The sequence below is a fragment of the Clostridium sp. AF27-5AA genome (assembly GCF_003478415.1).
Lineage (GTDB): Bacteria > Bacillota > Clostridia > Lachnospirales > Lachnospiraceae > Otoolea > Otoolea fessa.
Genome location: NZ_QUFH01000005.1, coordinates 212,327 through 238,609 on the forward strand (window position 1 = coordinate 212,327; position 26,283 = coordinate 238,609).

Sequence of the window (26,283 nt, forward strand, 5' to 3'; positions counted from 1 at the left end):
AGACAAAAAGAATGAAAAATGGGGGTATAAAAAGATGAAACAGGATAAGAAAACAACCAATAAATCGGAATGTACAGCCGTACTGGCAGCAGCCATGATCGCAGCCGGAGGTTTCAGCGCTTATGCGGGCAATCAGGGGACGCATGGCGGTGAATGGAAGGACACAGAGAGTCTGAGATGGGAGTGGCAGAATGGAGAGATGAGTTTTTATGGAAATGGAAGTATTTTTTCAGAGCAGTACCCAGAGATCAGCGATCCGGAATATTACCTGAAAGAGGCAGTCCGTTATCCGGGGGAAGCAAATCCAGGGTGGAATACGAAGGGAGAACCGAAAGCAAATTATAGCTGGGCTTCGGTCGAAGAACTGCAGAAATTTGTCAATAGTTTTGACTGGATTCATTTGGATGAAAAAACGCGTCTTCTGTATGTGCATAACCGGATTGCAAACGGAGAGGGAGGTTTTAACCAGAATCATTACGGTTCGCCGGAAGAGGCAAAGAATTTCCCGGTTTTGGAAGGAGGCGTTGGCGTCTGCCGGGATTTCGCGGAAGAATTTCAGTTCCTATGCCGGATCGTAGGGCTGGAGTGTGTGACCTACACGCCGGAATATCTCCATGATGCGTGCCTGGTGCGGATCGGCACACAGTGGTATGCGACGGATCCGACCTCCAGTCTGCCGCTATTTTCAAATGCGAAAACGTATCCGGTTGACTTTGAGACGGAGTTTTACCGCTATGAAAATAAGGAGCGGGAGCAGAGAAGAAAGGACTATGAAGCGGATCCAGACAGTCTTGCCAATGTGCTGGCGCTGACCTTGAGTATGCGGGGAGAGGGGACGATTTCCGAGGCTGCCTGGGAGAAAATACAGGCACCGATGGGGCAGATAGAAGAAAAGTGGGGACGACAGGAAATACCAAGACAGGAGTATGAAACGGGGATTATCTCGCTGCTGAAATCAGTTTGGGGAACTGAAAAATAAAGAAAACGAGGGACTGCCGGTGTTAAGGGGCGCGGGCAGTAAAAATGAGGAGGAAGTTTATGGGGGAGTATCGGTACAGAGAGAATGTGAAACGGGGGATGGCGTTTGTACTGGCAATTATATTGGGAGGAATGGCTTTTTTGCCAGGATTCCCGGTTTTTCCGGCGAAAGCGGCACCTGCGAGCGGTCAGCAGACAACACTGACGACAGCCCATGGCGATACGCTGCTGGGACACAAGCTTTATTGTATCGATAAGGGCGGTTATGCGATCTGGGGAATTGCAGAAAAAGGGGATCTCTATGAAGCACACCGTCCCTCCCAGGCATCCGTTCCGCTGAGCAGTCAGGAACAGAAATATGTATTTTGGGCGATGCTCTCGCTCAGAGCCGCGCTGGGGGATGAAAAGGCAAATACATTTATCCGGGCGATCAATGTGGCAGCAAAAGCACAGGGAAAACCGGAAATTATCAAGATGGTGTCCGAGGAAGATCTGAAAACAATCCTCTATGTTCCAGCTGTGCGGGCAAAATATCCGTGGCTGGAGGCAGCTGCGTCAAATAGTGAGGCGTACATGCAAATGGGAGGAATGCTGTCTGGCGGAGGCAGCGGAAAGGAAAATACCGGTGTCGGCGGCGGAAAGATTCCAAATGTGATAGCTTCCAGCACCTCGCTGGGAACGGCAAAACAGGTAGATGCGGCGACTCTGACGCTGTCGTTTGCGCCGGATGGCTCGGATTGGGATTTTATCCGTTCTGTACCGCTTGAATTTTCAAACAATGACGGTGTTTCATTCAGCCCGGTTCCGACCGATGGATGGACGTATACAAAAACCGACTCGCAGATCATATTTAAAAATCCAAATCCAAAACCGTCGAAAGCCCTGATTCGTTTCCGGGTGGAAGGAACCCCATACGCTTCGGGCGGCGGGGGATATGCTTCGGCGGAGGAGGCGATTGACCAGTCGCTTCAAATCTGGGAGTGTGTGACCTGTTCGGGGACACACGGAGGCGGAACGCCTGCCAAAAGTGATCCGTGGATTCATCAGCGGATGGCATGGATGGAGCTCGGAATGGTTCCGGTCAATTATTTTGCTGCATTGGCGGGCGATCCAACCCCGGTACCGGAGCAGGGAGGCATTCGATTTGAGGTATTTAGGCATGAAGAGGATTTTACTTCCACCTATAATCTGCAAATGTATAAATACGATCATGAGACAGGGAAAGCGCTGGAAGGGGCGCGGTTTGGCTTCTTTGAGCGCTTTGACGATAAGAACAGGGTAAATACTGAGCGGGACGGAGCTGCCGAATTGTATGAGGGCGGAGAACCATATGCCAGCCATTATCAGGATGAGCCGGTTCTCTGGGATGGTTTCAGACAAGTGGGTTCGGCGGTAACAGATGGCGATGGCTACGCCTCCCAGACGGTGGAGCATGGTTATCACTATGACAAGACGTTCTGTGACGGTCATCCGGCACCGGTCTTTGTACCTGTTCCAGAGGAAGAGGAGGATGAAGAGGGAGAAGTCATCAATGAGGATGAGATTGAGGCGGCGCAGGCAGAAAATATCCGCCTGGCAAATAGCTGGCTTTTGTGCGAAGAGGAATGTGAAAGAAAGGCGGGCGGAGACTTTGAGGGCGCCCATTTCCACTGGATAATGGAGGAGGTCGATGCAGGGGAGATAGAAGGTATCGCGTCAGACGGCGGCTCCGAGGGAGAAACACCCGATGCGGGACCGACGACAGGGGCAGACGGGGAAACTTCGTATGCAAAGTCTGGCTGCCAGGAGGACTGTGGGCAGACGTATGAGAAGTTCATTTCCATGAAGTACAGTTATACCTGGAAAGAATTTAAAGCGCGGGATGGATATATTCTGCATGATGAACATGCAGATGACCTGCCAATTGAGATTATCACAACCGATGCATCTGAGCATGGGGCAAATGCAGCCTTTGGAGGCGGATATTCGCGTGATGTAGCGCTGGGAACGAAGAGTGTGAGAAGGAGTCAGGGCATCGGAGAGGCTTCCGGAAATCAGAATGGAGAAAGTGAGGCGAAGGCAGGAATTTCTGAAAAAAATGGCTGGGATCGTCGAAGTGCGTCTGGCTGGACGATCCGGGAAAATTTAGCGGCTTTTCTGGGGGAGAGTCCTGCATTTCCAGGGTCGTTAAAAATGCGTGTTTTGCCGCAGAGAGTGGTTCTGTTTACGGCATTGGATGCAGCGCTTCTGGGGAAAGGGACACCGTCGGAGGCGGAGATAGGAGAAAAACCGCAAGATACAGGAAGCAAAGCGGGGAGAAATAGGAGTAAGACAAGTGAAAACAAACAGGACATAAATGAAAAAGGCAGAAAATTGACACAAGAGAAGAAGGAAGCAACTGCCTCGGAGATGAAAGTCTCTATTTCGGAGCGTCTGGTAAATCGCGTCCAGAAAGGGTTTGTGTTTATTGATGAAGCGGATGATGATTTAGAAGAAGCAGAAAAAGCGGAACGTGAAAGTATTCGGCGATATACGGCAACCGGATCAGATTTATTGACAACCGAGGCGGATTTTTATACAAGCTGGCATTCACCTTCTTCGTTGTATCAAAATCCTCAGTTGTCACAAAGAACGGAAACATTGGCGGGTGCGGCAGAAGAGTCACTATTTTCCCCTGCCTATGAATCGGCGCTCGTCTCCGCGAGTGTGGGGTCAGCGATAGAGCCGGGAAGTGCTGGCAATTTCAGCCATTGCAATGGGGCAGACGGCGGGAAAGATGCCTGGAGGATCTACGATCATCGGACAGAGGGCGAGGTACATATCAATAAAAAGGATCTGGATCTGAAAAGGGGCGAAAATGAGTCTTACAATGCCCTTGGAGACGCACAGGGGGATGCGACGCTGGAAGGCGCAGTGTATGGCTTGTTTGCAGCAGAAGATCTGCTGCATCCGGATGGGAAAACAGGGGTAGTTTACCGGGCCAATCATCTGGTGGCGGTGGCGACGACAGACAAAAATGGAGATGCCTCGTTTCTGGCATGTACAGAGGCGCCGGGGCGAACCTATGATTATTCGAAGGGGACAATTGCGGATGCAGCGGATGGATGGCGAAAGAAAGCGCCGGGAAATCTGTATACACAAGATGCGGCGATCGATGATTATACGGCAGATAAAGCCTGGGAGCGGATTTATTATAACAATACGTCAAAGAATGGAAATGCATGGATTGGACGCCCGCTTCTGATGGGGGAATATTATGTCAAGGAATTAAGCCGATCCGAGGGCTTTGAACTTTCGGTTGGAAATAAACTTCACGCAGTTACAAACCTGGGACAGGATCTGGAGGCAGCGGTCCTGGAACCGGGAGAAGGATATGCCCATATTTCCATGCAGATGTACGGGGAAGAGCAGGCAGGCGATGGCGGCGCTGACACGAATGAAATTTTCTTTTCGGCAGAGTCGAAGAACACGAAAGATGGAGTTTATGAGATTGTGGTGTCAGGGCTGCCGGAGGGCGTGAGCTTTTATCGAAAAGACGAGGGAAAAGGAACGGTTTCGGTGGAAGCTGGGACAGGTGAGTATGAAAAAGTTTATACCGGGGAACTGGCAGTGGCAGAGAACGACTATCAGTATCCAAAGTACAATGCGGATGGCACGCCGATGAATAAAAAAGTTCCGATTGAGTATGCGGCGGGGTGGATGCGCCAGGTCCGGGTGCAGGAACTTGTGCCGGAGACAGTGGAATCAGTTCTTTTGCAGGCAGAAACGGGAATGACCGAGGAAGAAAATGCGGACAAGCTGGCAAAGATATTTGATGTGGATGACTTTTGTTATTTGAAAGGGAAAGCCGAGCGGGTACTCCGCAGACATGCGAAAATAACACCGAGGACACCGGGAGCAGGAGGAAATGCATATTCCAGTATCTATACCGGCGTATTTGACCGGGGTGTCCGGGAAGGAGAGCGGGATGTGTACGGCGTCAGCGGTGTGACGCCGGGAGAAAAGGCAGAAAAAACAGTGTATGGTTCTCCGGTTCAGACGATTGCGGTGCCGAAAACAAAAGATGGAATTTCAATGACAGTGGGAGATGTGATCACTTCCATTCTGGATTTTTATCATACCCATCCATATATCAGCTATGGCGGTCTGGACGCGGTGCAAGAGTCTTCGGATTCGTTTGAATTTACGGTATATGCAGGAATTTTAGGAATACCGGAGAATTTCATGGTACTGGGAAGTGATCCGGAGAAAGACAGCCTGATTTTTCACCGGGCAGAGTGGCTGCCGGAGAATATGGAAATGTGTCCGCGTTATGTGTATATACCATATTCAAATAATCGAGGTCGGGACGCATTTGGAACGTATACTGATTATAGGGAAACTACCGCTGGAAATCAGGTGATGGCGTCGGCACTTTTGCAGACCGATGCTGTGATTGAGGGAGATGGTACGATTGTTCCGAAGGAAAATGAGGTAAATGTCTATTACAAAACCGGGGAAATTCCGCACGATGCGGATGGGCAGCCGCTTCGGGTATTTATTTACCAGGAAAAGACAGAAACACAGCAGCGGGAGGTGACGGAGACAAAATGGGTTCATCAGGCAGCAGAGCGGAATGCAGACGGAAAATACATACTGCAGATCAACGCGAATTTTACCGACAGTTTTGGTGTAAAAAAAACAAATGCGGGTGTGCTGGAAGAGCTGGGATTTAAGGCGGTATTGAAAGAGAAGAAGGTTACACTGAACGAGGAAGAAGCCGCAATGCTGGGAAATGGTTTCTTTGCCGGCCACCAGATGAACAGTTCCAGCTATTACACGTGGGTAAAACAGGCGCGGGCAAAGGCATATATCGATTCTGGACGTTCCGGCTTGATAGGGGATGATTCCTATGTGATCCCGGTGGCACTGGCATACCCTGGGCAGGAGACTACCTATCAGGATGCCGGGACAAGAAAAGAACCGCTGGGTGTACTGGAGCGTGTGATCCGCCAAAAGATAAAAATCATCAAAGATATAGCGACGACCCCGGAGAACACCTATGCACATAACACTTATGCGGAAAGTGGACATACCGATCTGTTTACGGAAAAAGAGGGAGGGAAGGAAAATGTCGCTTCGGCACTGCCAAAATTCCGTTTTAAGCTCTATTTGAAATCCAATCTGGAACGTCTGTACCGGAATACGGATGGCGAAATCGTGTGGATGAATCGGGATGGAGAAGTTGTCTCGTTGCCGGAGGTAAAAAAGAATTTTCCGCTGCTTATAGAATCCTTTGCTCCGGTTCAGAAAATTTTCACGCAGGTAACTCATAAAAAAGATTCCCAGACGGCTGGTTCCGTCAATAACAATGTCTGGGACAGCGCAGTGACGGCAAATGATCGTCTGTACGAATATGGAAAAGACGGGCAGATCGCGGATTCGAAAGAGGTCAATCAGGGGTATACAAGACTTCTTGAGACAGTCATGCGGATCAAGGAAGATGGAGCGGGAGCGGTACGGGAAGTTCCAGGCTATCAGTATGAGAAATTTTTCGATGCGATGGCGGTGGCGAACCGGGATAAATGGCAGCGGGCAGATGCAGCAGATACATCCTTTAAGCCGTTTGCGTGGATCCGTACGGGTATTTTTGGAAGCAGCGGCGGAGAAACAAAAGATCCGGTGCATCATAACAATGCGGCGATACAGAATCAGAGCCGTACGTCAGAAGCAGCCATAGAAAATGCAAAACGGTCGGATGCTGTCCGTCAGTTTGCGATTGACTGGTATTTGAAGAATGAGGTAAAGAAGCAGAACATTCAAGCATCAGGAGAACAGGAAAGCTATCCGGATTATATCTATGATGAAGCATTATATCAGGCAATTTTAAAAGCAGAGGAATATTTGAAGCCGTTTTTCTCCTATGATTTGGACGATTTATACGCGATTGAGTGGGACAGCGCGGAAAATGGAGGTTCCGATCGGGACAAAACAACGTTGTCAGCAGAAAAATTAAAAAAATCCGAGGAAGGTTATTATTATGGCGTTTCGAAATACCTTCCTTACGGAACCTATGTGGCAGTCGAGCAGCAGCCGTATTCGGGAGCACTGGAAGATTTCAAAAACCAGCATTATCGGATCGACCAGCCGAAAGAAATAGAAGTCCCGTCGGTTTATGAGGCAGGTGGAAACCTCGTATCTCCGGAAAAAAAGTCAGCGGATTATCAATATGACGCCTCGGCATCGCCGGAAACGCTGGCGGCGAACTATCAGATCCGGATGAATGAAGAGTGGGGAGATACAAATCAGGCGGATTTGAGGAAATATGTGATCCGCGCACATGGACAGGATGGAAATTATGAGATTTATAAGTATGGTCTGGATGCGGATAAACGGCAGGGAACGATTTCCTATCCAGGCGGAAGCTATGACTACAGCGGATTTTCGCCCGCTCAGAGGGAAATGGCGCCGTACAAGGACATTTATCGGTCTGAAAATGCAAACAGCCGGTACCGGAGCAACGAGAAGGTAGAAAGCTATTACCGTTATGGTTCGATCTCAGAGCAGGCAGGGTGGGCAGATTCAGTGGAATATCCGTATGGAGAGAAGACGGATGATAACAATCCGGCGGGATTTTATCTGAAAGATCATGTCAGGACAATCACCGGGGCGCTGACCGGGTTTGACGGGCGGTATTTTCAGGGATTGGTGCCTTACAGTGTGACAGAACCAGCGGCGGAGTCAGCCTATGATGCGTTGGGATTTACCGGCTACGCGGATGGAAAATACCGGAATACGTTTTATGCTGCAAAGCTTCGGATTGAAAAACTAGATTCGGAGACGGGAGAGAATATTCTGCATGATGATGCGGTGTTCGCTATTTATGCCGCCAGCCGGGACACGTCGAAGTACAGCGAGGGGGAGGTGCAGTTTTATGAAAAAGATACACAGGTGACAGCCAGCCGGGAATTTTTGGAGGCAATGGGGGCAAAGAAAATCGCGCCGGTTGATTTGAAAACGCTAATTCCGTCAAAATACCCCTGGAAAGCACCTTATACAGGAAAATATACAGGCATAATCCCGGCAGGAACTCCGATTTGCAGTGAAACCGATCAGGTGGTGATGCAGGATGCCTTTGGGACGCGGACGGGCACATTCCGGGTTTATTCGACGCTGCAGGATTTTGGTGGTTTGGGGGAAACTCTGCCGTCCAACCAGAATACAGGATATCTGATTACGCCGCAGCCGCTGGGAGCAGGAGCCTATGTGTTGTGTGAATTATCTGCACCGGAAGGATATGTGAGAACGAAACCGATAGCGGTGGAAGTGTATTCGGATGAAGTGACGTATTATCGGGACGGAGAGCGCGGTCAGCGGGTGGCAGCTGCCGTGTATGGAGAAATGGTAACCCGGATAAGTAGCAACGGAGAAGCAGTACAGAACCCGGATGGAACGAAGCCAAATGGCAATAAGCCGCAGGACCGGGGGGATGTGGCGCGGATTTATGTAGGAAATACGCCGATCCGGCTGGAAATCGCGAAAGTAAAACAGGAGGAAACGGAGATTTTGTTTGAGTTGAGCGATCGGCGAGAGGGAACTTTGACCGAGCTTTCGAACCGTTATGGTCTTGAAAATCTGGAACTGGCGTACAATGCGTCGGGAACGTTCCTTGGGTACGGGTGGTCAAAAGGCTGGCTGGACAGTCTGAGGGCAAAACAGGAAGCCGGGGAATGGATTGACCTGATTTATGAGGATCAGGTTTTTACTGGAAAGGCGATCTGGCATCGGGTTCCAGATACAGCGCACGCATTCAACCGATATCTTCCAGGTGCATCAATGCGCCTGTATGATGCGATCGAGGTAAAGAAGAACGGGGACAGTGAGGACCGGGCGTATGCCGGTGTCAATGTGGTGCGCGATTCGTTTGGAAATGTGACCCGGATGTATGTGCAGAAAGGCTATGCGGGAAACCGGCTTCTGTATGTGAGGGATAAAGATCAAGAGGGGGAAGATAGCAAAGGAGAAAATAACAATTATACACGATATACGCAGGATGACCGGTTCAACGACCAGGGAAAAGGCAGATGGATTCTCAAGCGGATTGAACGCGAAGATACAGACATTTTATATTATGATCTCGGGGCTCTGGAGGTATTTACGACACTCCGGGGTGTGCGGTATGCCTATAACGAAAAAGGCGAACCAGTGCGTCCAAAAGACAGCGAACCGATCTATGCGATGAAAGATGGCGTTCCATTTCTGGAAATTGTAAGCCCAAGCTATGAAGAACTGGCGTACAGCCGGAAAGAAAGGCGGTTTGAATACGTTCCGTCCGGGACGAAATTCTATCATCTGGCATCAGACGGAAGCCGGGACAGCGAGGTAGAACCGTACACGGGAATGGCATATGTGACGGAGGAGAAAACCGGTAAAACATTGGTGTGGGTGATCCAGGTATCTAAGGATCACTATGGAAATGTGATTGCCAGGGATAAGGTAAAGACCGGCCGCGTGGCAACGATGTATGCTGATACGGAACAGGAGTACACGATTGGAACATATGACGGAGGTCTGCTGCAGCCCCATGTCAATCCGGTTTTGAATGAAAATGGGCTGCCGGTTTATTACCAGCGTTCCGATCAGACCTATATCAAAGGATATCCCGTTTATGATCGGGATGGCGATTATGTGCGTTACCGATACAGCGATCTTCTCAGAGCTTACAATGCCAATGCATGGGATCTGCAGTTGAAGGCAGCGCTCTATGATATTGGAAATGATCCGGAAAACCGGGAAGACGATCGACCGCTGTACCACCGTCAGGGGGAGGCGTATCTGATGGAAAACAGCTGGATAACCGGGGATGAAACGCCAAACGATCCGTTCCATACACGGATCAGAGATGGGCAGGTGGACGTTTTAAAACGCGTTCCGGTGGGAGTGTATATTTTAGAGGAGACGCGTGCCCCATCCGGCTATGCGAAACGGATGCCGACAGGTCTTATGGTAGAGGAAACCTGTGAAGTACAGGAGCTGCGCCTTACTAACCGCCCGATCACGGTGCAGATTGAAAAGATCGACGCGCCAGAACAATATCAGCAGCCAGTCCGGGACTATGATCGCATTTTGAACGAATCGGATTCTAAGACCTGGGAGGAAGGAAAAGGAGGTTATACGTTTTCAAGTGTGGAAGGAGCCGTGTTAGCGCTCTATCCAGCAAAAAGAGTTGCGAGTGGTGATTTGGAAACACATCCGTCCGGGTATTATCTGGAAAAGAAAGGGGAACTTCCGGCGAACTGGACGGTACTGGATGAGAGAAACCAGAAAAAGACAGTGACTGCCAAATGGACCGTCGGAAAGACGCCAATGGCATGGGAGGGGATTCCGGCAGGCGATTATATTCTCGGGGAGATAGAGACGCCTCCGGGATATCTGACAAATCAAATGGAGGTGGAAATCCAGGAAACTTCTAAGCTGCAGCTCATCACGATGCAGGAAGATCATATAAAAACCGCCTTTTTCAAATATGAGAAGAAGGATGGAAAAAAAGAATGTCTGCCGAATGCATATGCGGCGGAGCTGACCCTGTACGAGGCAGTGACAGATGAAAATGGAATTGTCATGGAAGCGGATGGAACACCGCGCTATGACCGGGAAAAACGGGTGAAGAGCTGGAAGACCGAAGATGCGAAAGCCTACAGCCAAGGAAGCGACAGCTTTGCAACCCGCTATCAGAAGCTGTATGCAGAATATCATACAAGGTTCAACACGGTTACATGGTGTGGATATACCGCTGAAAAACAGGAAGAAACAGCGACAGAACAGGGCGAATCAGTGCGTCAGCTCTGGAATCTGGGAAATGGTTCGCAGGTGCTTGTTCAGGTAACGAAAAATCTGCAGCCGGATGGAAAAGCAGGCTACAGCTATGATTTCCGCTGGAATTACCAGACGGAGGGGACTCTGGTCAGTTATGATACCTCCGATGGGATTCACCGGATTGATTATTTACCGCTGAATCCGACGAAAAATGATTTGGCTTCGAACAGAAAGAAAGGCTATTACGTTCTGGTGGAGACGAAAACACCAAGCGGCTATCAGAAAGCAGCACCGAAGCCGGTGATTGTCGAAGAAACTGCTGAAATTCAGCTTTACGGGCTGGAAAACAGGGCAAAGTCTGTCTATATTTCCAAGCTGGGAAGCTCAGGAGAGGCATCCGAAGAGGCAATTTATCTGGCAGGCGCAGAACTTGCTGTTTTCCGGGCGGCACAGGATGGAAGTCTGATGCAGGAAAAAGAATATTTAGTGGAACGCTGGATTTCTGGATCGGATGGAAAATTTACAGAGGAAGAAGCAGAAAAACAGGAGATTCCGGCAGGCTGGAAGGTAGGGGACTGGAAGCCGCATCGGATTTCTCCGATTGCCTATGGAGTGTATTATCTGGTGGAACTTTCGGCACCGGCAGGTTATCGCCTCATGGAACCTAAGAAATTTACGGTGGCGGCTGCTTCGGGGGAGACAATCGAAGCGGTTAATACGTTGAAACAGGGACGGGTTCGGGTTGAAAAGGTGGATGAGAGAAAGCCAGAGGAAAAACTGGCAGGTGCGGTGTTTGAAGTGAAAAACAGAGAGACGGGAGAAAAGGTTCAGATGGAGACAGACGAGAGCGGTCAGGCGGAAAGCCCATTGCTGCCAATCGGAACGATAGGGGAGAATGGAAGCTGGATTCCGTACCATTACGAAGTCCGTGAGACGATGCCGCCGGATGGATATCAACTTATTCCGCGCGTGTACGAGGTGCTGATAGAAGATCAGAAGGAATGCGAGGTGCTAACGTATGATCTGACGGTGCCGAATGAAACAACGAAAATCAAAATTTCCAAGCTGGATTTCGATACGGGTCTCTTTGTGTCAGGAGCAAAGCTGGCAGTGTATGAAGCCGGATTTTTGGATGGTGTGTACACTGAAGCGGGTGAGGCATTGGAAACCTGGATCTGCGATGGGAAAACACACGTGATAGAAGGAAAGCTGATTGCCGGGCACACGTATCTTCTGAAAGAACTGGAAGCGCCGGATGGATACACTGTGCAGAAACCGATGATTTTCACGGTGTCAGATACAGGCAGGGGGATTAACGCAGCCAGAGATGGTGCAAATGCGCTGGAGACAGAGACAGCAGACGGTTTATTTGACAGCATAACGTCTCTGCAGGTGCAGGGAAGAAAAGCGCTTCGTCTGGTGAGAACTCTGTGGGATTTGGACAGTGGGGAAGAATTTGTACTTTCGTCACTGATGGAAGCTTCTGTGCCTTATCTGGAACGAGAAAAATGTGAAAAAGAGGGGGTGGCGGAAGGACATCGTTTCGAACTGCGGGAGATCATTGAGTTCAGTGACGGCAGCCGTCGGACGATAGGAAAAAATACATTCCGTCTGAATTGGGATGAGAACGGACATTATCCGCTGACGCTTCGAACATTAAAAGGAACGAGGTATCGTCTGGAAGAATATCATCAGAAAGAGACAGATGGCAGGGAAGTGGAAAGCTGGATCCCGGAAAACAGAGATGGCCTGGGATATATCCATGAAATACGAAATCCGGAATACAGCGATCCATGTGGCATCCGCGCCGTTTCCCCGATTGGAAAAGACGGAGCAGCGGTGCTGCCGGGAAGTGTAATTGTATATGAAATTACATATCGGAACCAGTCAGATAAAAAAGAAAATATGAAGATTGGACTGGAAATTCCAGCTGGGTGTGAACTAATGACAGCGGCTTCGATGGGCGGAGCGGAACAAATAGGTGAATCCTGGTATTGGAATATAGAGAATGTGGCAGCCGGATCAGGAGGCATTTTGCGGGTGGCTGTTCTGGTTGGAGATCATATAAATGAAAACGGACAGGAAAATCATTCTGGTATGACGGTAACGGCAACGATATGGGGAAAAACGGGCAAAAGCTATGAATCCTTCCATCCAATTCTATCTCCGGGCGCAATTGCTATCGCCGGGCGGGTGACGGGAACTGCTGCGGCGTTGTTAAGGCAGGTAGATATAACATATACGTTATACTTAAAGAATGCGGAGGGAAAAGAGCTTCCAGGCTTGATTTCGTACACAGGTTCTAAATCGGGAACGCTGCGAAGTGGAGGAAGCCTGACGCTTTCTTGTGGCGAATCGGTTGTTTTGACAGGAATGCCGTGGGGAACAAACTATGAGGTTCGGGCACAAGTTCCGGCACAGACTCCGGATGGACTGCCGATCGAGTGGAAGAGTACAGGAAGCACGGGACGGACCTCCCGGCAGGGAAATACAGTGCTCTGGGAATTTCATCAGAATGATCGGTCGGTGCGCGAAGTGCTCAAACGTGGGAATAGATACCGCCTAGTTGAACTGCTGGAACTGGACGGTGGAAAAACGGAAGAGGTGGAGTCGAATCAGATGATTTTTTCTCTGGGGGACGATGCACAGATAGACGGAATTGGAATGATAGATTCCCCGACAAAGCTGGTCTTTTCAAAGACAGATCTGGTCGGAACGGAGCTTCCGGGTGCTCAGATAGAGATTCTGGATCAGTCTGGAAATGTAATCGAATCATGGATTTCTGCGGATCATCCTCATGAGATAATTGGAACGTTGACACCGGGAAAGAGTTATATAATGCGCGAGACGGGAGCGCCGGATGGATTTGCGTATGCGGAAGAGATTCCGTTTACTGTTTCCGAGGATGGAACGGTCGAGCGGATTTCCATGCAGGACAAGCCGACGCACGTGGAAATCACAAAATACAGTGTGACGGGAGAAAAGGAACTGCCGGGGGCGCGGATGGAACTCTGGGAGGAGAAGGAAGGCGGAACCTTGGTTGATTCGTGGGTATCTGATCGGGGCGCCCATGTGATAAAAGGAAAGTTAAACGCTGGAAAAAACTATGTGCTGGTAGAAAAAATAGCGCCGGATGGGTACTGGAAAGCAGAAAAAGTGACATTTACGGTATCACTGGACGGTCGAGTCGATCAGGTGAAGATGTATGACAGACCGACGGAAGTGCAGGTGGAGAAGCGGAAATGGAGGGAGCAGAAAGGAGATAGCGAATTTGTAAAAGGTGCCCTCCTGAGGATTTCCGATGAGGCTGGAAAGGTAATATTGGAATGGATTTCTGAAGAAAAGGAGAAATGTATACAGGGCATTTTAAAGGAGGGCTGCCGCTATATTCTGGAAGAGCTGGAAGCGCCGGAGGGCTACGAAAAAGCCGAACCAGTTTCATTTACGGTTTCAGAGGACGGAACGGTGACGGTTGTGCGGATGTATGACCGTTTGAAGCCGGAGAAGCCAGGGCGACCGGGACATGGTCAGCCGGAATATCCAAAGGAAGTGATAGAAGAGCTGAAAGAGGGCTATTTAACAGTTCACGTGCCAGAGTCGATCTGTGGAGAGGGGAAAATTGTTCTCGACAGCAGACAGATGAAGCCGCTTCCGAGGATGGGATATGGAGAATCAGCCACCTGGGGAGTGGAAGGCGCTTATCAGATTGAGGACGAAAAAGAACGTCTGAATGAAGTGATTTCACTGATTTGGAAGTGGAAACTGGTGATTGGACTGATATGTATGAGCGTTGGGACAGGACTGGCGCTCGCAGAGCGGCGAAGAAAGGAGGAAAATATAAAAAAGAATATGGAGAGGAATGATAAGGGCAAGGAGGAGTAAAAAAATAAGAGAAAAATGAACAGAAGAAAGATGTACTCTCGGAGTCTTTTCTGCACTTGCTTTTGCGGCTAACAAAAAACATTTCACAAAATCAAGCACAGAAAGATTTCGAGAGCACATAAAGTGGGAGAGGAGGAATTTTATGAATCAGATGGCGAAAGGGCTGCTCTTCGGAGCAGCCGTACTGAGCCAGACGGCTGCGGGATGTTTCTCCGCTGCCGCAGCATCCATCGATCGGGTCAGGATTCGGCTGGCAGCAGAAGAGCTGGATGAAATGGGAATGCCTGTTTTGGAGGCAGAAAGCCGGGACAGGGCATATAGCGTCACTGGTGTGGAACGAATCTCCGGTGATCCGGCAAGCGGACCGGCGATGGATGGGGCAGAGGTGGGAAAAAAAGAAAATGAACAATATAAAGGGAGCATACAAGCCGACTCTGAAAATATAGGTACCAAAGAAGTTTCTTTAGAAGAACGAAAGATAGAAGAAATCCATGCAGAAGAACCTGCTCCGGAAATTCTATACGAAATAGAACTGGAATCCGACGCAGATGATTCTTTTTCCGTCCTTCGCCAGGAGGACATCCAGTTTTCAGGGCTTGGCGCGGTATGCAGCAAGGCAGTTCGGAAAGATAATGGCACTACGTTGCTTTTGACGATCGAATTACAGGATGCCGGAGAGATAATAGGAACGGTGGATGCAGCAGGCTGGGCGGAAAGAGGAATTGGCAGGTGGAAGAAAGCGCCGGGGGCTTCGGCATATTTGGTGATGCTTTACCGGGATGCGAAGCGTGTCGGACATCCGCATCGGACGAGTGCTGAACAGTACGATTTTGTACCGTTGATGCAGACTGCGGGTGTATATCATTTTAAAGTGATTCCTCTGACAAAGCAGGGAAAGCGTGGTCAGGCAGCAGAATCGGCATGGAGGAAAGTGACGGAGGCAGAGGCAGCTCAAAACCGGGAAGAATGGGGAGGGAAAAAGCCGGGATGGCAGCCAGAAGGGGAAATTCCATCGTATATTTTAAAAGATGGTGCATACCCGCAGATGGATTCTCTTTTGATTGGGGAAAAGTATGAGCAGTTTAATGAAAAGGGGGAAAACGTGTCGCGAACCGTAATATTTTGAGGATTTTCGTATAATTTATAAAAATCAGTTGAAAAAGCAGAAGAAATGTGATAGCATACCTCACATAAGTTCGTTCCTGTTTACTGAACCGTCCTGACGAGTGATCGAAGGTCAGTCAGGCAGGGACACTCTGGAGAGTCTCCAAGAAGGAGCGCCGAAGGTGTAAGACGGATGCACGTCCATGGTATTCGTTGATCTCTCAGGCAAAAGGACAGGGCATACAACCAATCACAATGGAACCAGGGGATGAGTTCTATTGTATGCATATGTTCTACTCTTTGGAGAGCTGATTTGTATCAGCTCTTATTTTATTACTCGATCCCGGATTTATAAAAGAGCCGGAATCGTAACGAAAACATAGAGGAGGATAAAAAATGGACACGATTTTGACACTGGTAAACAAAGGCAATGATTTTCTGTGGAGTTTTCTTCTGCTGATTCTGCTGTGTGGAACGGGCATCTATTACACGATTCGTCTCAAATTCATTCAGGTAAGAAAATTTGGAGAGGGCTGCAAGCATGTGTTTGGACATTTCAGCCTGAACGGAGAAAAACATGAAAAAGGGGAAATGAGCCCGTTTCAGTCGATCATGACGGCGATCGCAGCACAGGTTGGTACTGGTAACCTGGCAGGTGCGGCGACAGCGCTGTTTGGCGGCGGTCCGGGGGCAATCTTCTGGATGTGGCTGAGCGCGTTCTTCGGAATGGCGACCATCTACTCCGAGGCGGTTCTGGCACAGACCTACAAGACAGAGGTAAATGGTGAGGTGACAGGCGGACCTGTCTACTACATCAAGGCGGCATTTAAAGGTAATTTTGGAAAGGTATTATCCACTCTGTTTGCTATCTTTATTGTTTTAGCACTTGGGTTTATGGGCAATATGGTACAGTCCAACTCGATCGGTGCTGCGTTTACAGAGGTATTTCAGGTATATGGAATCAATATTCCGCCGATCACGATCGGTCTTGTGCTGGCAGTACTGGCAGGATTCATTTTCATTGGTGGAACCAAACGTCTGGCAGCTGTGGTAGAGAAGGTTGTGCCAGTTATGGCAGGCGTTTACATTGTAGGAAGCCTGATTCTGATTGGTCTTCATATCAATCACGTGCCGACAGCATTTATGATGATCATCAAGGGCGCGTTTGATCCGAAAGCGGTAATGGGCGCTGGTGCTGGTATCACCGTCCGCGAAGCAATCCGTTTTGGTGTAGCGAGAGGACTTTTCTCCAATGAGGCAGGTATGGGTTCCACACCGCATGCTCACGCACGTGCGAAAGCAGAAAGCCCGCATCATCAGGGGCTTTGTGCGATGATCAGTGTCTTTATTGATACATTTGTTATTTTAAATCTGACCGTATTTGCAGTCCTGACAACGGATGCGATGAGCTCCGGCAAGGATGGTACAGCGCTGACGCAGGCGGCATTCATGCAGAGTTTTGGAAACTTTGGTTCTATTTTTATTGCGATCTGCCTGCTGTTCTTCGCATTTTCGACGATTCTGGGATGGCATTTCTTTGGCCTGACGAATGCGAAATATCTGTTCGGCGAGGGGGCGGCAAAGGTTTATTCCTTCATCGTAGTGATTTGTATTGTCATTGGTTCTATGTTAAAGGTAAATTTAGTATGGGCTCTGGCAGATTTCTTCAACGCGCTGATGGTTATTCCGAACGTTTTGGCATTACTTGCATTGAGTCATGTGGTTGTGGCGGCTGATCGGAAAGCGGAAGCGATCACGAAAAATGTGACACAGGCATATCGGGCTGCAGAAGAAAAGTAAGAGCAAATAAAGAGAAGATAAAAGGTAACTGTAAGCGTAAAAAGCAAGCATTAAACAATCATTCAAAAAAGACCTGCTTATGTAGTGAAATACATAAGCAGGTCTTTTTTATGAAAATGAAAACAAATAAAAAACCAAAAATCCCTAAATAGCTGCCATTACCTTCCGCTCTCTGTAAAAATAAGGAGTTTCTCTCTTTGCTGTCTGCTTTTTAAGTGTTTCATCGGTCAATTTGCGGACAGACTGCAAAATCCTCAGATGCGTCTCCAGAGGGAGTGCATCAACGGTCAGTTCCGCTTTTTTCGTGCATCCATCCACACCGCCTGCTGCCACAACCCGGCGGAGCAATTCTGTCTCGGTGCGGTCAGAGGGGAGAAGATTCCGTCCTAATTCCAGGGAGAGCAGGGAGGCAATGCCCCAGCCCCACCAGTTGGAAACGCCGCTTGCCAGCGTCAGGTCTGCTGCTTCTGCGGTGCAGATAAGTTCGCCGTGTGGAACACCTGCGAGAATTTCACGGCGGAAGGTCCCCATTCCCATCTCGTTGCCGCCATCTCCGATGGAAATGACCGTGGCACCAGCTTCTCTGGCAGCAGACAGGAAAAGAGCCGAATCCGTGATCATGTCGTCGAGCTGTTCACCGCGCATGCTGTGATAATGTCCGTTTTCAGCTTTACCTGGGCGCTCCAGGCTGATCAGATGGGTCGGTTTTGCATCACGGATAAAGGTGCGGATAAAGTTATCCGTATTCTGTTCCGGCAGACGGATCAAGGTTGCCTGCGGAGCGCGGAAGCGGAGAGCCGCTTCCAGATGCGGATAAGAAGACCAGTCGGTTACGACTGACACGCCGCAGCCAGCTGCCGTCAGCGCTGCTGCGAGGTTGGCAGTTCCGGAAGGTCCATCCGTCTCGCCGGTAATAGAACCGTCTGGCATTCGAACCGGGAAACCGGTCAGAAGAACGGCTCTTTTCGCATGGGCGAGAGAAGCAGACACAGCCGCAAGTGGGGAAGCAGGCAGAGATGCTAAAAGTCCGCGACCGCCAAAATCCTGTTTCATAATTAAATCTAAAGTTTCATAAAAAGTCATGGTATCAATCCTCCAGGTATACTGCATTGTGCAGAAATTGACAGGGGATTTTCTATCTGGATGATCCGAGCGCTTATTTACTGGATAATTTCCAAATCAAAAAAGATTGGAAGCAGTCCGGTATGGTAGCTGTATCGGAATCATGTGCAATAAAAAAAGACCCACGTATCCTGTAAGATTCATGGCTCTTATTTACGAAGGGAGCATCCGGGCAGGAGTCCCGATAAATAAAAGAATCTGTTTTGTTATAATTATATTGTAAATGAAAAATATCAGACTGTCAATTCCAAATTTATTTTACGGCTGACAGAAAGCAAAATTTGGAATATAATAAAAAATGGGGTAACTGTTCAGTAGGTCAGCGCATTTACTGCGCTGACCGTACGAAAATATGGGTCAGCAGGCAAAAATCCCATTGCCGTAGGCAATTTTTAATGGATTTTTGCTTGTGGCTGTGAAGGTACTGAACAGCTACAAAATAGGCATATAAACAAGCTCAGAAATAAAAGCAGACAAGAAAATGGATAGAGAGAATGAAACGAGAATCAAATGAGATAAAAAAAGAAAATGACCGCGCCGCATCGTTCATGCGCTTCTGCGAGGTAGTCCGCCATCTCCGTGCCGAGGACGGCTGTCCGTGGGATCGGGCGCAGACGCATACATCGCTGAAACCGTACTGCATTGAAGAAGCGGCAGAGGTGATTGGCGGTATCAATATCTGGGAGGTGACCGGCGATGCGGAGAACCTGAAAGAAGAACTGGGGGATTTAATGCTGCAGATTCTTCTTCACGCGCAGATCGCGGAGGAAGAAGGACTGTTTACGATACGGGAGGTCATGGATGGCGCCAGCGAAAAGATGATCCGCCGCCATCCGCACGTGTTTGGTAAGCCTATGCTGTCCGAACAGGGGGAACCGATCACAGATTGGGATGCAATCAAGAAGCAGGAAAAAGCCGGAAAAGAGTGGACGGAAGCGTATCTTCCAGGAGCTCTGGAAGAGGCGGAGAAACTGCTCGAGCGGGCAGAGGAGCGGAAAGGCATCAAAAAATAACGTTTGAGATGCTTCAATACTGAAATAAATAGAAAAATCTATATATAAAAAGGCATTCGGTCAAAATGGAATGCCTTCGTTCATTTATAAATGCTAATTCGTACTTTTCGGCAAAGACTGACTTTCCTTTACCAGATCTTCTAAAGTAATATTATAGAAGAAATTGTGTACAACCTGATCAAAGCGTTTCCACATCGGCAGGGTCACACAGCTTGTCTGACGTTCGCACGGCGGCGCATCCGGTGCAAGGCAGGCAACGGAAGAGAGAGAGCCTTCGGTCAGTTCCAGAATCTCTCCGGCGGTATATTCATTAATCGGACGGGTCAGACGGTAACCGCCGCCTTTGCCGCGCTGTCCTTCCAGTAATTTATTTTTGACCAGAACCTTCAAGATGATTTCCAGATACTTTTCAGAAATCTGCTGACGGGTGGCAATTTCATTCAGTGGTATATATCCAGCAGAATTTTGTTCCGCCAGATCGATCATAACGCGCAGAGCGTATCTTCCTTTTGTCGATATCATTCGGTAACCTCCTTACTATTAACCAATTATAACGCAAGGTAATAGGACTTTCAAGGAGAAAAGCGTGGAAAACATAGAAAAAAGTTTTTTTCTAATACCTATTGACAAAGTTGGTTTATAAGAGTATCATTAAGCCATCGAGTTCAGAAAGAACATGAAAATAAAAAGGAGGCAGATACAATGGCAAGACAGAATATTATATGGAACGGAAATCTGATGTGTTGTTGTCGAATGTGTAATTCCCGGGCATTTTATATGGTCAGGTAAATTTGCATATCTGCCATTTAAGAGAATGACAACGATTTAAGATGCAAGCCATTTGCCCGGGAGCTTAAAGAAAATTAAGCGGTCCGGCTTTTTGTTTACCCAAAAAGCTAAATATACATTTGCATAAGCAAATATAATATTGCGGAAAAAGCAATTATTTTATATAAAACTTGAAAATAAATGGAAAAACGCTTGCTCAAATAAAAAATGAATATAAAATAAAAACAAATTTACATACTAGGAAATAAACTTTCAGAAATAGAAAGAGAGGTATTTTGAGATGGGAAACTATAGATTTGAGACTCTTCAGTTACACGTAGGTCAGGAGCAGTCGGATCCGGCAACCGATTCCAGAGCCGTTCCGATTTATCAGACCACTTCTTATGTATTTAAAAATTCAGCACATGCGGCAGCACGTTTTGGTCTGGCAGATGCCGGTAACATTTACGGACGTCTGACCAACTCCACACAGGATGTTTTTGAGAAGAGGATCGCAGCACTGGAGGGCGGCGTTGCAGCACTGGCAACCGCATCCGGCGCAGCTGCTATTACATATACAATCGAGGCACTGGCAGCGGACGGCGGTCACATTGTAGCACAGAAGACCATCTACGGCGGCAGCTACAACCTTTTAGAGCATACACTTTCCCATTTCGGTGTATCTACAACTTTCGTAGACGCTCATAATCTTGAAGCGGTAGAAAGTGCAATTCAGGAAAATACCCGTGCTATCTATCTGGAGACTCTCGGAAATCCGAATAGTGATATCCCGGACATCGACGCGATTGCTGAGATTGCACACAAACACGGACTTCCGTTAGTCATTGACAATACATTTGGTACACCGTACCTGATTCGCCCGATCGAGCATGGCGCAGACATTGTCGTACATTCCGCTACCAAGTTCATCGGCGGACACGGAACCACTCTGGGCGGCATCATCGTAGATTCCGGTAAATTTGACTGGAAAGCAAGCGGCAAATATCCGGCAATCGCAGATCCGAATCCGAGCTACCACGGCGTATCTTTCGTAGAGGCAGCAGGTCCGGCAGCATTCGTTACCTACATCCGTGCGATCCTTCTGCGTGATATGGGCGCTACGATTTCCCCGTTCAACGCATTCCTGCTTCTTCAGGGAACTGAGACATTGTCTCTGCGTATCGACCGTCATGTAGAAAATACCAAGAAGGTTGTTGAGTACCTGTCCAAACATCCGTTAGTAGAGCATGTAAATCATCCGTCTCTGCCGAATCATCCGGATCATGCACTGTATGAGAAATATTTCCCGAACGGCGGCGCTTCTATATTCACCTTTGAGATCAAGGGCGGACAGGCAGAAGCTCATAAGTTCATCGACAATCTGCAGCTCTTCTCCCTGTTAGCAAACGTAGCAGATGTAAAGAGCCTGGTTATCCATCCAGCAACAACAACCCACTCCCAGCTGACTGACGAGGAGCTGGCAGATCAGGGCATTAAGCAGAACACCATCCGTCTTTCCATCGGTACTGAGCATATCGACGATATCATCGAGGATCTGGAGCGTGGATTTGCAGCTCTGAAATAAGTAAGAGTGTGTCGGTCTGAGAATCCGAAGCATATACATAATAAATGGTAAATTGATAAAATGCGGTGTCATCTGCCAACTCTTCTTTAAGCAGGGAAGAACGGCAGATAACGCTGCATTTTTACTATTCCATTTTGGAAGAAAACGGCGTAGAAAAATTCATACCAAACCGCCTTCCACAGGGTAAAATGCTGAATTGTTGGGATTTAAGGAGGAAACGGGGAGGCGAGTCTTGACAATAAGGGCGGGTAAGTGGTAATTTATCAGATAGAAGGATACAGAGCTGTACATTTGTGATATAGGGGGGCTCTGGATTCCACCATAAAATTTAAGAATGAGGTGCAAAAAATGCAGGAGATGAAACCGATTAAAGAAGGAAAAGTCCGTGAAATTTATGACAATGGAGACAGCCTGATTATGGTTGCAACGGATCGTATCAGTTGCTTTGATGTTATATTACATAATGAAGTGACAAACAAAGGCAAAGTACTGACACAGATGTCCAAGTTCTGGTTTGACCTGACGAAAGACATTATCCCGAATCACATGATTTCCGTAGATGTAAAAGACATGCCGGAATTCTTCCAGCAGGAGAAATTCGAAGGAAAGAGCATGATGTGCCGTAAGCTTGAGATGCTTCCGATTGAGTGCATCGTCCGCGGTTATATCACAGGAAGCGGCTGGGCAAGCTACCAGAAGACCGGAAAGGTTTGTGGAATTGAACTGCCGGAAGGCTTAAAAGAGTCTGACAAACTGCCGGAGCCGATCTACACACCGTCCACTAAGGCAGAGATTGGCGATCATGATGAAAACATCTCCTATGAGCAGAGCGTAGATCATCTGGAAAAATACTTCCCGGGCAAGGGAAAAGAGTATGCAGATAAGCTGCGTGAATACACGATTGCACTTTACAAAAAATGTGCGGAGTACGCACTGGAAAAAGGTATCATTATCGCAGATACCAAGTTTGAGTTCGGTCTGGATGAGAATGGCAACATCGTTCTTGGTGATGAGATGCTGACTCCGGACAGCTCCCGTTTCTGGCCGGCACAGGGCTACGAGGCAGGACATTCCCAGCCGTCCTTCGACAAGCAGTTTGCACGCGATTGGCTGACCGCTCATCCGGGCAATGACTGGACACTCCCGCAGGAGATTGTGGACAAGACCATTGAAAAATATCTTCAGAGTTATGAGATGCTGACCGGCGAAAAGTTGGCATAAGCGGATTACTCGATGCAGCCAGTCAGGCAGCGGAAGAAAATGCATTGAATAAAAGTCAAAAAGCTGCTGTGAAAAGAATGAAATTCTTGTTTCGCGGCAGCTTTTATATATGGAAATAAAAAACAAATATATCGCTAGTTCGTAATCTGCAGCAGAGGGGCTGTTTACAGATGTGTGCTTTTGAAAGGGAAAATAAAAGATGCGCGATTTCATGGATTTATTTAGCTTAAAGGGGAAAAAAGCGATCGTCACGGGCGGAACCAGAGGACTCGGCTATGGCATGGCAGAGGGACTGTGCAGAGCTGGGGCGGAGGTTGCTATTTTGGGAACAAGTGAGAAGGTGCGGGAGAGCGCTGATGCGCTTGCACGGACAACCGGTGTGGTGGTTCACGGAATAGTGGGAGATCTGGTAAGAGAAGAGGAGGTTCCGAATATCTATAAGCGTCTGGTGGAAAGCCTTGATGGTCAGGCGGATATACTGGTAAACTGTGCGGGAGTTCAGCACCGGTGCGTGGCAGAAGATTTTCCGATGGAAGAGTGGAATCGGATTCTGCGAGTAAATTTAGGTGCTATGTTCCAGATGTCTCAGCTGGCGGCGCGGGATATGCTGCAGCATGGATACGGCAGAATTATTAATGTGGCATCGATGACCTCCTTCTTCGGAAGTGTGATGATACCGGCATACGCGGCAAGTAAGGGCGGTGTGGCGCAGCTCACGAAAGCCTGCTCCAATGAATGGTCATCGCGTGGTGTGACCGTCAATGCGATCGCACCTGGTTATATGGAGACAAAGCTCACATCGGATATGAAAGCCAAAAATCCGGATCAGTATGAAGAGGTAACGGCGCGGATCCCGATGTACCGCTGGGGGAAGGCGGAGGATCTGGCAGGAATTACCGTGTTTTTAGCGAGTGACGCGGCAGAATATATAACGGGAGCGGTAATCCCGGTGGATGGCGGCTACCTGGCGAAGTAAACGAGAGAAAAGGAAAGAAATATGAATCTATTTGATATAGTAGGTCCGGTGATGGTCGGACCGTCCAGTTCCCACACAGCGGGCGCGGTTCGGATTGGATTTGTGGCGCAGAAGCTTCTTGGGGAACCGGTTAAGCGGGCAAGGATTGGTCTGTACGGCTCATTTCTGGCAACGGGAACCGGACACGGAACCCAGAAAGCGCTGATTGCGGGACTTTTAGGAATGGTGCCGGACGACATGCGGATTCCGGACAGCTTTCACCTGGCAGAGGAGAAAGGGATTGAGTTTTCCTTTGAGGAAGCTAATTTAAAAGAGGCGCATCCAAATTCGGCGGAACTGGAGCTTGAGGGTATTTCTGGACGCAGTCTGACGGTAGTAGGTGAATCACTGGGCGGTTCCCGGATCAATATTGCGAAGGTCGATGGGATTGAAGCCAATTTTTCCGGCAGTTATCCAACCTTGGTTGTCCACAACGACGATCAGCCGGGACATGTGGCGGATGTGACGGCGATGCTGGCGCACAAATCGATCAATATTGCGACGATGCAGCTCTACCGTGCGGCGCGCGGCGGCATGGCAGTGATGGTTATTGAGTGCGATCAAGAGATTCCGGAAGAAGGGCTTGTGTGGCTGCGCCGTCAGGAGGGTATCCGAAAGGTAACATATTTAAGTCTTCGATAGGAAAGGTTCATATAAGAAAAGGAATGGAACGGGAAAATGGAAATGTTATATCATTCAGTGAGTGATCTGGTCCGCTTAGCGAACGAACATCAAATTCCGCTCTGGAAGGTGGTTCTTCTGGCAGATGTGCAGGAACGCCAGGTGACGGTGGAAGAATCGTTTGAAACAATGCGGCAGATGTATCAGGCGATGCGCCAGGCAGATCAGGAATACGACGGCTCGATCGTCTCGGCAAGTGGAATGGCGGGCGGCGACGGAGAAAAACTGCACGCATACAATGCCTCCGGTCGCAGCCTGGCGGGCGGATACATGGGGCTTGTGATGGAAAAAGCGGTGAAAATGGGAGAGTCCAACGCCTGTATGAAACGAATCGTGGCGGCTCCGACGGCGGGCGCATGCGGGGTGATTCCGGCGGTATTTTTGTCGTATGAGGAATATTGTAAGGAAACGGAGAACCGGATGGTCGAGGCACTCTTTGTCAGTGCAGGAATCGGTGCGGTTATTGCAGAAAATGCGAGCATCGCCGGTGCATCGGGTGGATGCCAGGCGGAGATTGGTTCAGCAAGTGCGATGGCAGCAGGGGGGCTGGCATATCTGCAGGGCGGCGATGCGGAGTGTATCGCGAATGCAGCGGCATTTGCCCTCAAAAATATGTTGGGACTAACCTGTGATCCGGTCTGTGGTCTGGTTGAAGTTCCGTGTATCAAGCGGAATTCCGCCGGCGCCGTCAATGCGGCGGTCAGCGCGCAGATGGCAATGGCGGGAATCAAGAGCGCGATCCCGGCAGACGAGGTCGTCGATTCCATGCGCCGGATCGGCAATGCGCTTCCGGCTGCTTTACGCGAGACGAGTGAAGGCGGTCTGGCAGTGACCGAGAGCGCCAGAAAGATAGCAGAACGGATGGGAAAGAAGGAAAACATTGCGTAGAAAACCCGGGAAGGCAATGAAAATCAATAGAACCAGACAGCACGCGATTGCAGAACCTGTCAGAACTGTTCCAGCTGCTGATTAGAAAATAAAATTGTAGAAGAAAGAACAGCAATATAGAAATAGCTCTGTTTAAATGATGCCAGAATATTCTTGAAAATCACAAAAAAACATATAAAATAGCAAATTTAGAAAAATGCTTGACTTTCCGGGAATGCTCTGGTATCATAACATACGTCCTCGAGACAAGGACAAAAACAAAACACGAAACGAAAGAAATGATTTGAAGATTCTTGATGAACTCAGAAAAATTTCAAAAAAACGTGGATTTGTAAAAAAATAAAAAAGTGTTGACAAAAGCAAAAACTTTTGATAAACTATAAAAGTTGCTGCTGAGGCAACAACAAAGAACCTTGAAAACTGAACAGTATGTAAAACCCTGAAAATTCTAA

Annotated in this window: 12 protein-coding genes and 1 riboswitch; of the genes, 10 read left to right on the forward strand and 2 right to left on the reverse strand. The window is 48.6% G+C overall.

Annotation, left to right across the window (positions count from 1 at the left end; genetic code table 11):
* Positions 1-34 precede the first annotated feature (34 nt).
* The 4 genes from DWY89_RS07525 (at position 35) to DWY89_RS07540 (ending at position 17,538) form a co-directional block, all read left to right on the forward strand.
* A complete protein-coding gene (locus tag DWY89_RS07525; protein ID WP_118524557.1) occupies positions 35-979 on the forward strand; it encodes a hypothetical protein in 945 nt (314 codons plus the stop codon).
* A gap of 59 nt (positions 980-1,038) precedes the next feature.
* Positions 1,039-14,634 carry a SpaA isopeptide-forming pilin-related protein gene (locus tag DWY89_RS07530; RefSeq protein ID WP_118524558.1) on the forward strand — a complete coding sequence of 4,532 codons (13,596 nt, stop codon included), beginning with the start codon at positions 1,039-1,041 and terminating at the stop codon, positions 14,632-14,634.
* 142 nt (positions 14,635-14,776) lie between these two features.
* Entirely contained in the window at positions 14,777-15,760 is a 984-nt protein-coding gene (locus tag DWY89_RS07535; RefSeq protein ID WP_118468111.1) for a hypothetical protein, read from the forward strand.
* A 120-nt stretch (positions 15,761-15,880) separates the two neighbouring features.
* A riboswitch (glycine riboswitch) is annotated at positions 15,881-15,985 on the forward strand.
* Positions 15,986-16,134: 149 nt separating this feature from the next.
* A complete protein-coding gene (locus tag DWY89_RS07540; RefSeq protein WP_022359445.1) occupies positions 16,135-17,538 on the forward strand; it encodes a sodium:alanine symporter family protein in 1,404 nt (467 codons plus the stop codon).
* 144 nt (positions 17,539-17,682) lie between these two features.
* On the opposite strand, the gene DWY89_RS07545 is transcribed toward DWY89_RS07540, so the two are convergent.
* A complete protein-coding gene (locus DWY89_RS07545) occupies positions 17,683-18,621 on the reverse strand; it encodes a DUF4392 domain-containing protein (RefSeq protein WP_118468109.1) in 939 nt (312 codons plus the stop codon).
* A gap of 533 nt (positions 18,622-19,154) precedes the next feature.
* Here DWY89_RS07545 and DWY89_RS07550 point away from each other — a divergent pair.
* The gene (locus DWY89_RS07550) at positions 19,155-19,673 is read left to right on the forward strand and encodes a MazG nucleotide pyrophosphohydrolase domain-containing protein (RefSeq protein ID WP_207663373.1); all 519 of its coding nucleotides are present in this window, start codon (positions 19,155-19,157) and stop codon (positions 19,671-19,673) included.
* Positions 19,674-19,766: 93 nt separating this feature from the next.
* Here DWY89_RS07550 and DWY89_RS07555 read toward each other — a convergent pair whose 3' ends face one another.
* Positions 19,767-20,195 carry an Rrf2 family transcriptional regulator gene (locus tag DWY89_RS07555; protein ID WP_022359441.1) on the reverse strand — a complete coding sequence of 143 codons (429 nt, stop codon included), beginning with the start codon at positions 20,193-20,195 and terminating at the stop codon, positions 19,767-19,769.
* Between the two features lie 547 nt (positions 20,196-20,742).
* On the opposite strand from DWY89_RS07555, the gene DWY89_RS07560 reads away from it, so the two are divergent.
* The 5 genes from DWY89_RS07560 (at position 20,743) to sdaAA (ending at position 25,831) form a co-directional block, all read left to right on the forward strand.
* Positions 20,743-22,026 (forward strand): O-acetylhomoserine aminocarboxypropyltransferase/cysteine synthase family protein, encoded by a 1,284-nt coding sequence (locus DWY89_RS07560; RefSeq protein WP_118524559.1) that lies wholly within the window; start codon positions 20,743-20,745, stop codon positions 22,024-22,026.
* Between the two features lie 348 nt (positions 22,027-22,374).
* Positions 22,375-23,247 carry a phosphoribosylaminoimidazolesuccinocarboxamide synthase gene (locus tag DWY89_RS07565; protein WP_022359439.1) on the forward strand — a complete coding sequence of 291 codons (873 nt, stop codon included), beginning with the start codon at positions 22,375-22,377 and terminating at the stop codon, positions 23,245-23,247.
* Between the two features lie 211 nt (positions 23,248-23,458).
* Entirely contained in the window at positions 23,459-24,223 is a 765-nt protein-coding gene (locus DWY89_RS07570; RefSeq protein ID WP_333491434.1) for an SDR family oxidoreductase, read from the forward strand.
* Between the two features lie 21 nt (positions 24,224-24,244).
* On the forward strand, positions 24,245-24,904 hold the full coding sequence (sdaAB, locus tag DWY89_RS07575) for an L-serine ammonia-lyase, iron-sulfur-dependent subunit beta (RefSeq protein ID WP_107000463.1): 660 nt from the start codon (positions 24,245-24,247) through the stop codon (positions 24,902-24,904).
* A gap of 42 nt (positions 24,905-24,946) precedes the next feature.
* Positions 24,947-25,831, forward strand: coding sequence for an L-serine ammonia-lyase, iron-sulfur-dependent, subunit alpha (gene sdaAA / locus DWY89_RS07580; RefSeq protein ID WP_118468104.1), 885 nt, complete (start codon positions 24,947-24,949; stop codon positions 25,829-25,831).
* The last annotated feature ends 452 nt before the right edge of the window (positions 25,832-26,283 follow it).

Excerpts from the sequence above, each read along its gene's own strand:
- DWY89_RS07525 (WP_118524557.1), top strand. The coding sequence starts at position 35 with ATGAAACAGGATAAGAAAACAACCAATAAATCGGAATGTACAGCCGTA.
- DWY89_RS07530 (WP_118524558.1), top strand. The coding sequence starts at position 1,039 with ATGGGGGAGTATCGGTACAGAGAGAATGTGAAACGGGGGATGGCGTTT.
- DWY89_RS07535 (WP_118468111.1), top strand. The coding sequence starts at position 14,777 with ATGAATCAGATGGCGAAAGGGCTGCTCTTCGGAGCAGCCGTACTGAGC.
- DWY89_RS07540 (WP_022359445.1), top strand. The coding sequence starts at position 16,135 with ATGGACACGATTTTGACACTGGTAAACAAAGGCAATGATTTTCTGTGG.
- DWY89_RS07545 (WP_118468109.1), bottom strand. The coding sequence starts at position 18,621 with ATGACTTTTTATGAAACTTTAGATTTAATTATGAAACAGGATTTTGGC.
- DWY89_RS07550 (WP_207663373.1), top strand. The coding sequence starts at position 19,155 with ATGAAACGAGAATCAAATGAGATAAAAAAAGAAAATGACCGCGCCGCA.
- DWY89_RS07555 (WP_022359441.1), bottom strand. The coding sequence starts at position 20,195 with ATGATATCGACAAAAGGAAGATACGCTCTGCGCGTTATGATCGATCTG.
- DWY89_RS07560 (WP_118524559.1), top strand. The coding sequence starts at position 20,743 with ATGGGAAACTATAGATTTGAGACTCTTCAGTTACACGTAGGTCAGGAG.
- DWY89_RS07565 (WP_022359439.1), top strand. The coding sequence starts at position 22,375 with ATGCAGGAGATGAAACCGATTAAAGAAGGAAAAGTCCGTGAAATTTAT.
- DWY89_RS07570 (WP_333491434.1), top strand. The coding sequence starts at position 23,459 with ATGGATTTATTTAGCTTAAAGGGGAAAAAAGCGATCGTCACGGGCGGA.
- sdaAB (WP_107000463.1), top strand. The coding sequence starts at position 24,245 with ATGAATCTATTTGATATAGTAGGTCCGGTGATGGTCGGACCGTCCAGT.
- sdaAA (WP_118468104.1), top strand. The coding sequence starts at position 24,947 with ATGTTATATCATTCAGTGAGTGATCTGGTCCGCTTAGCGAACGAACAT.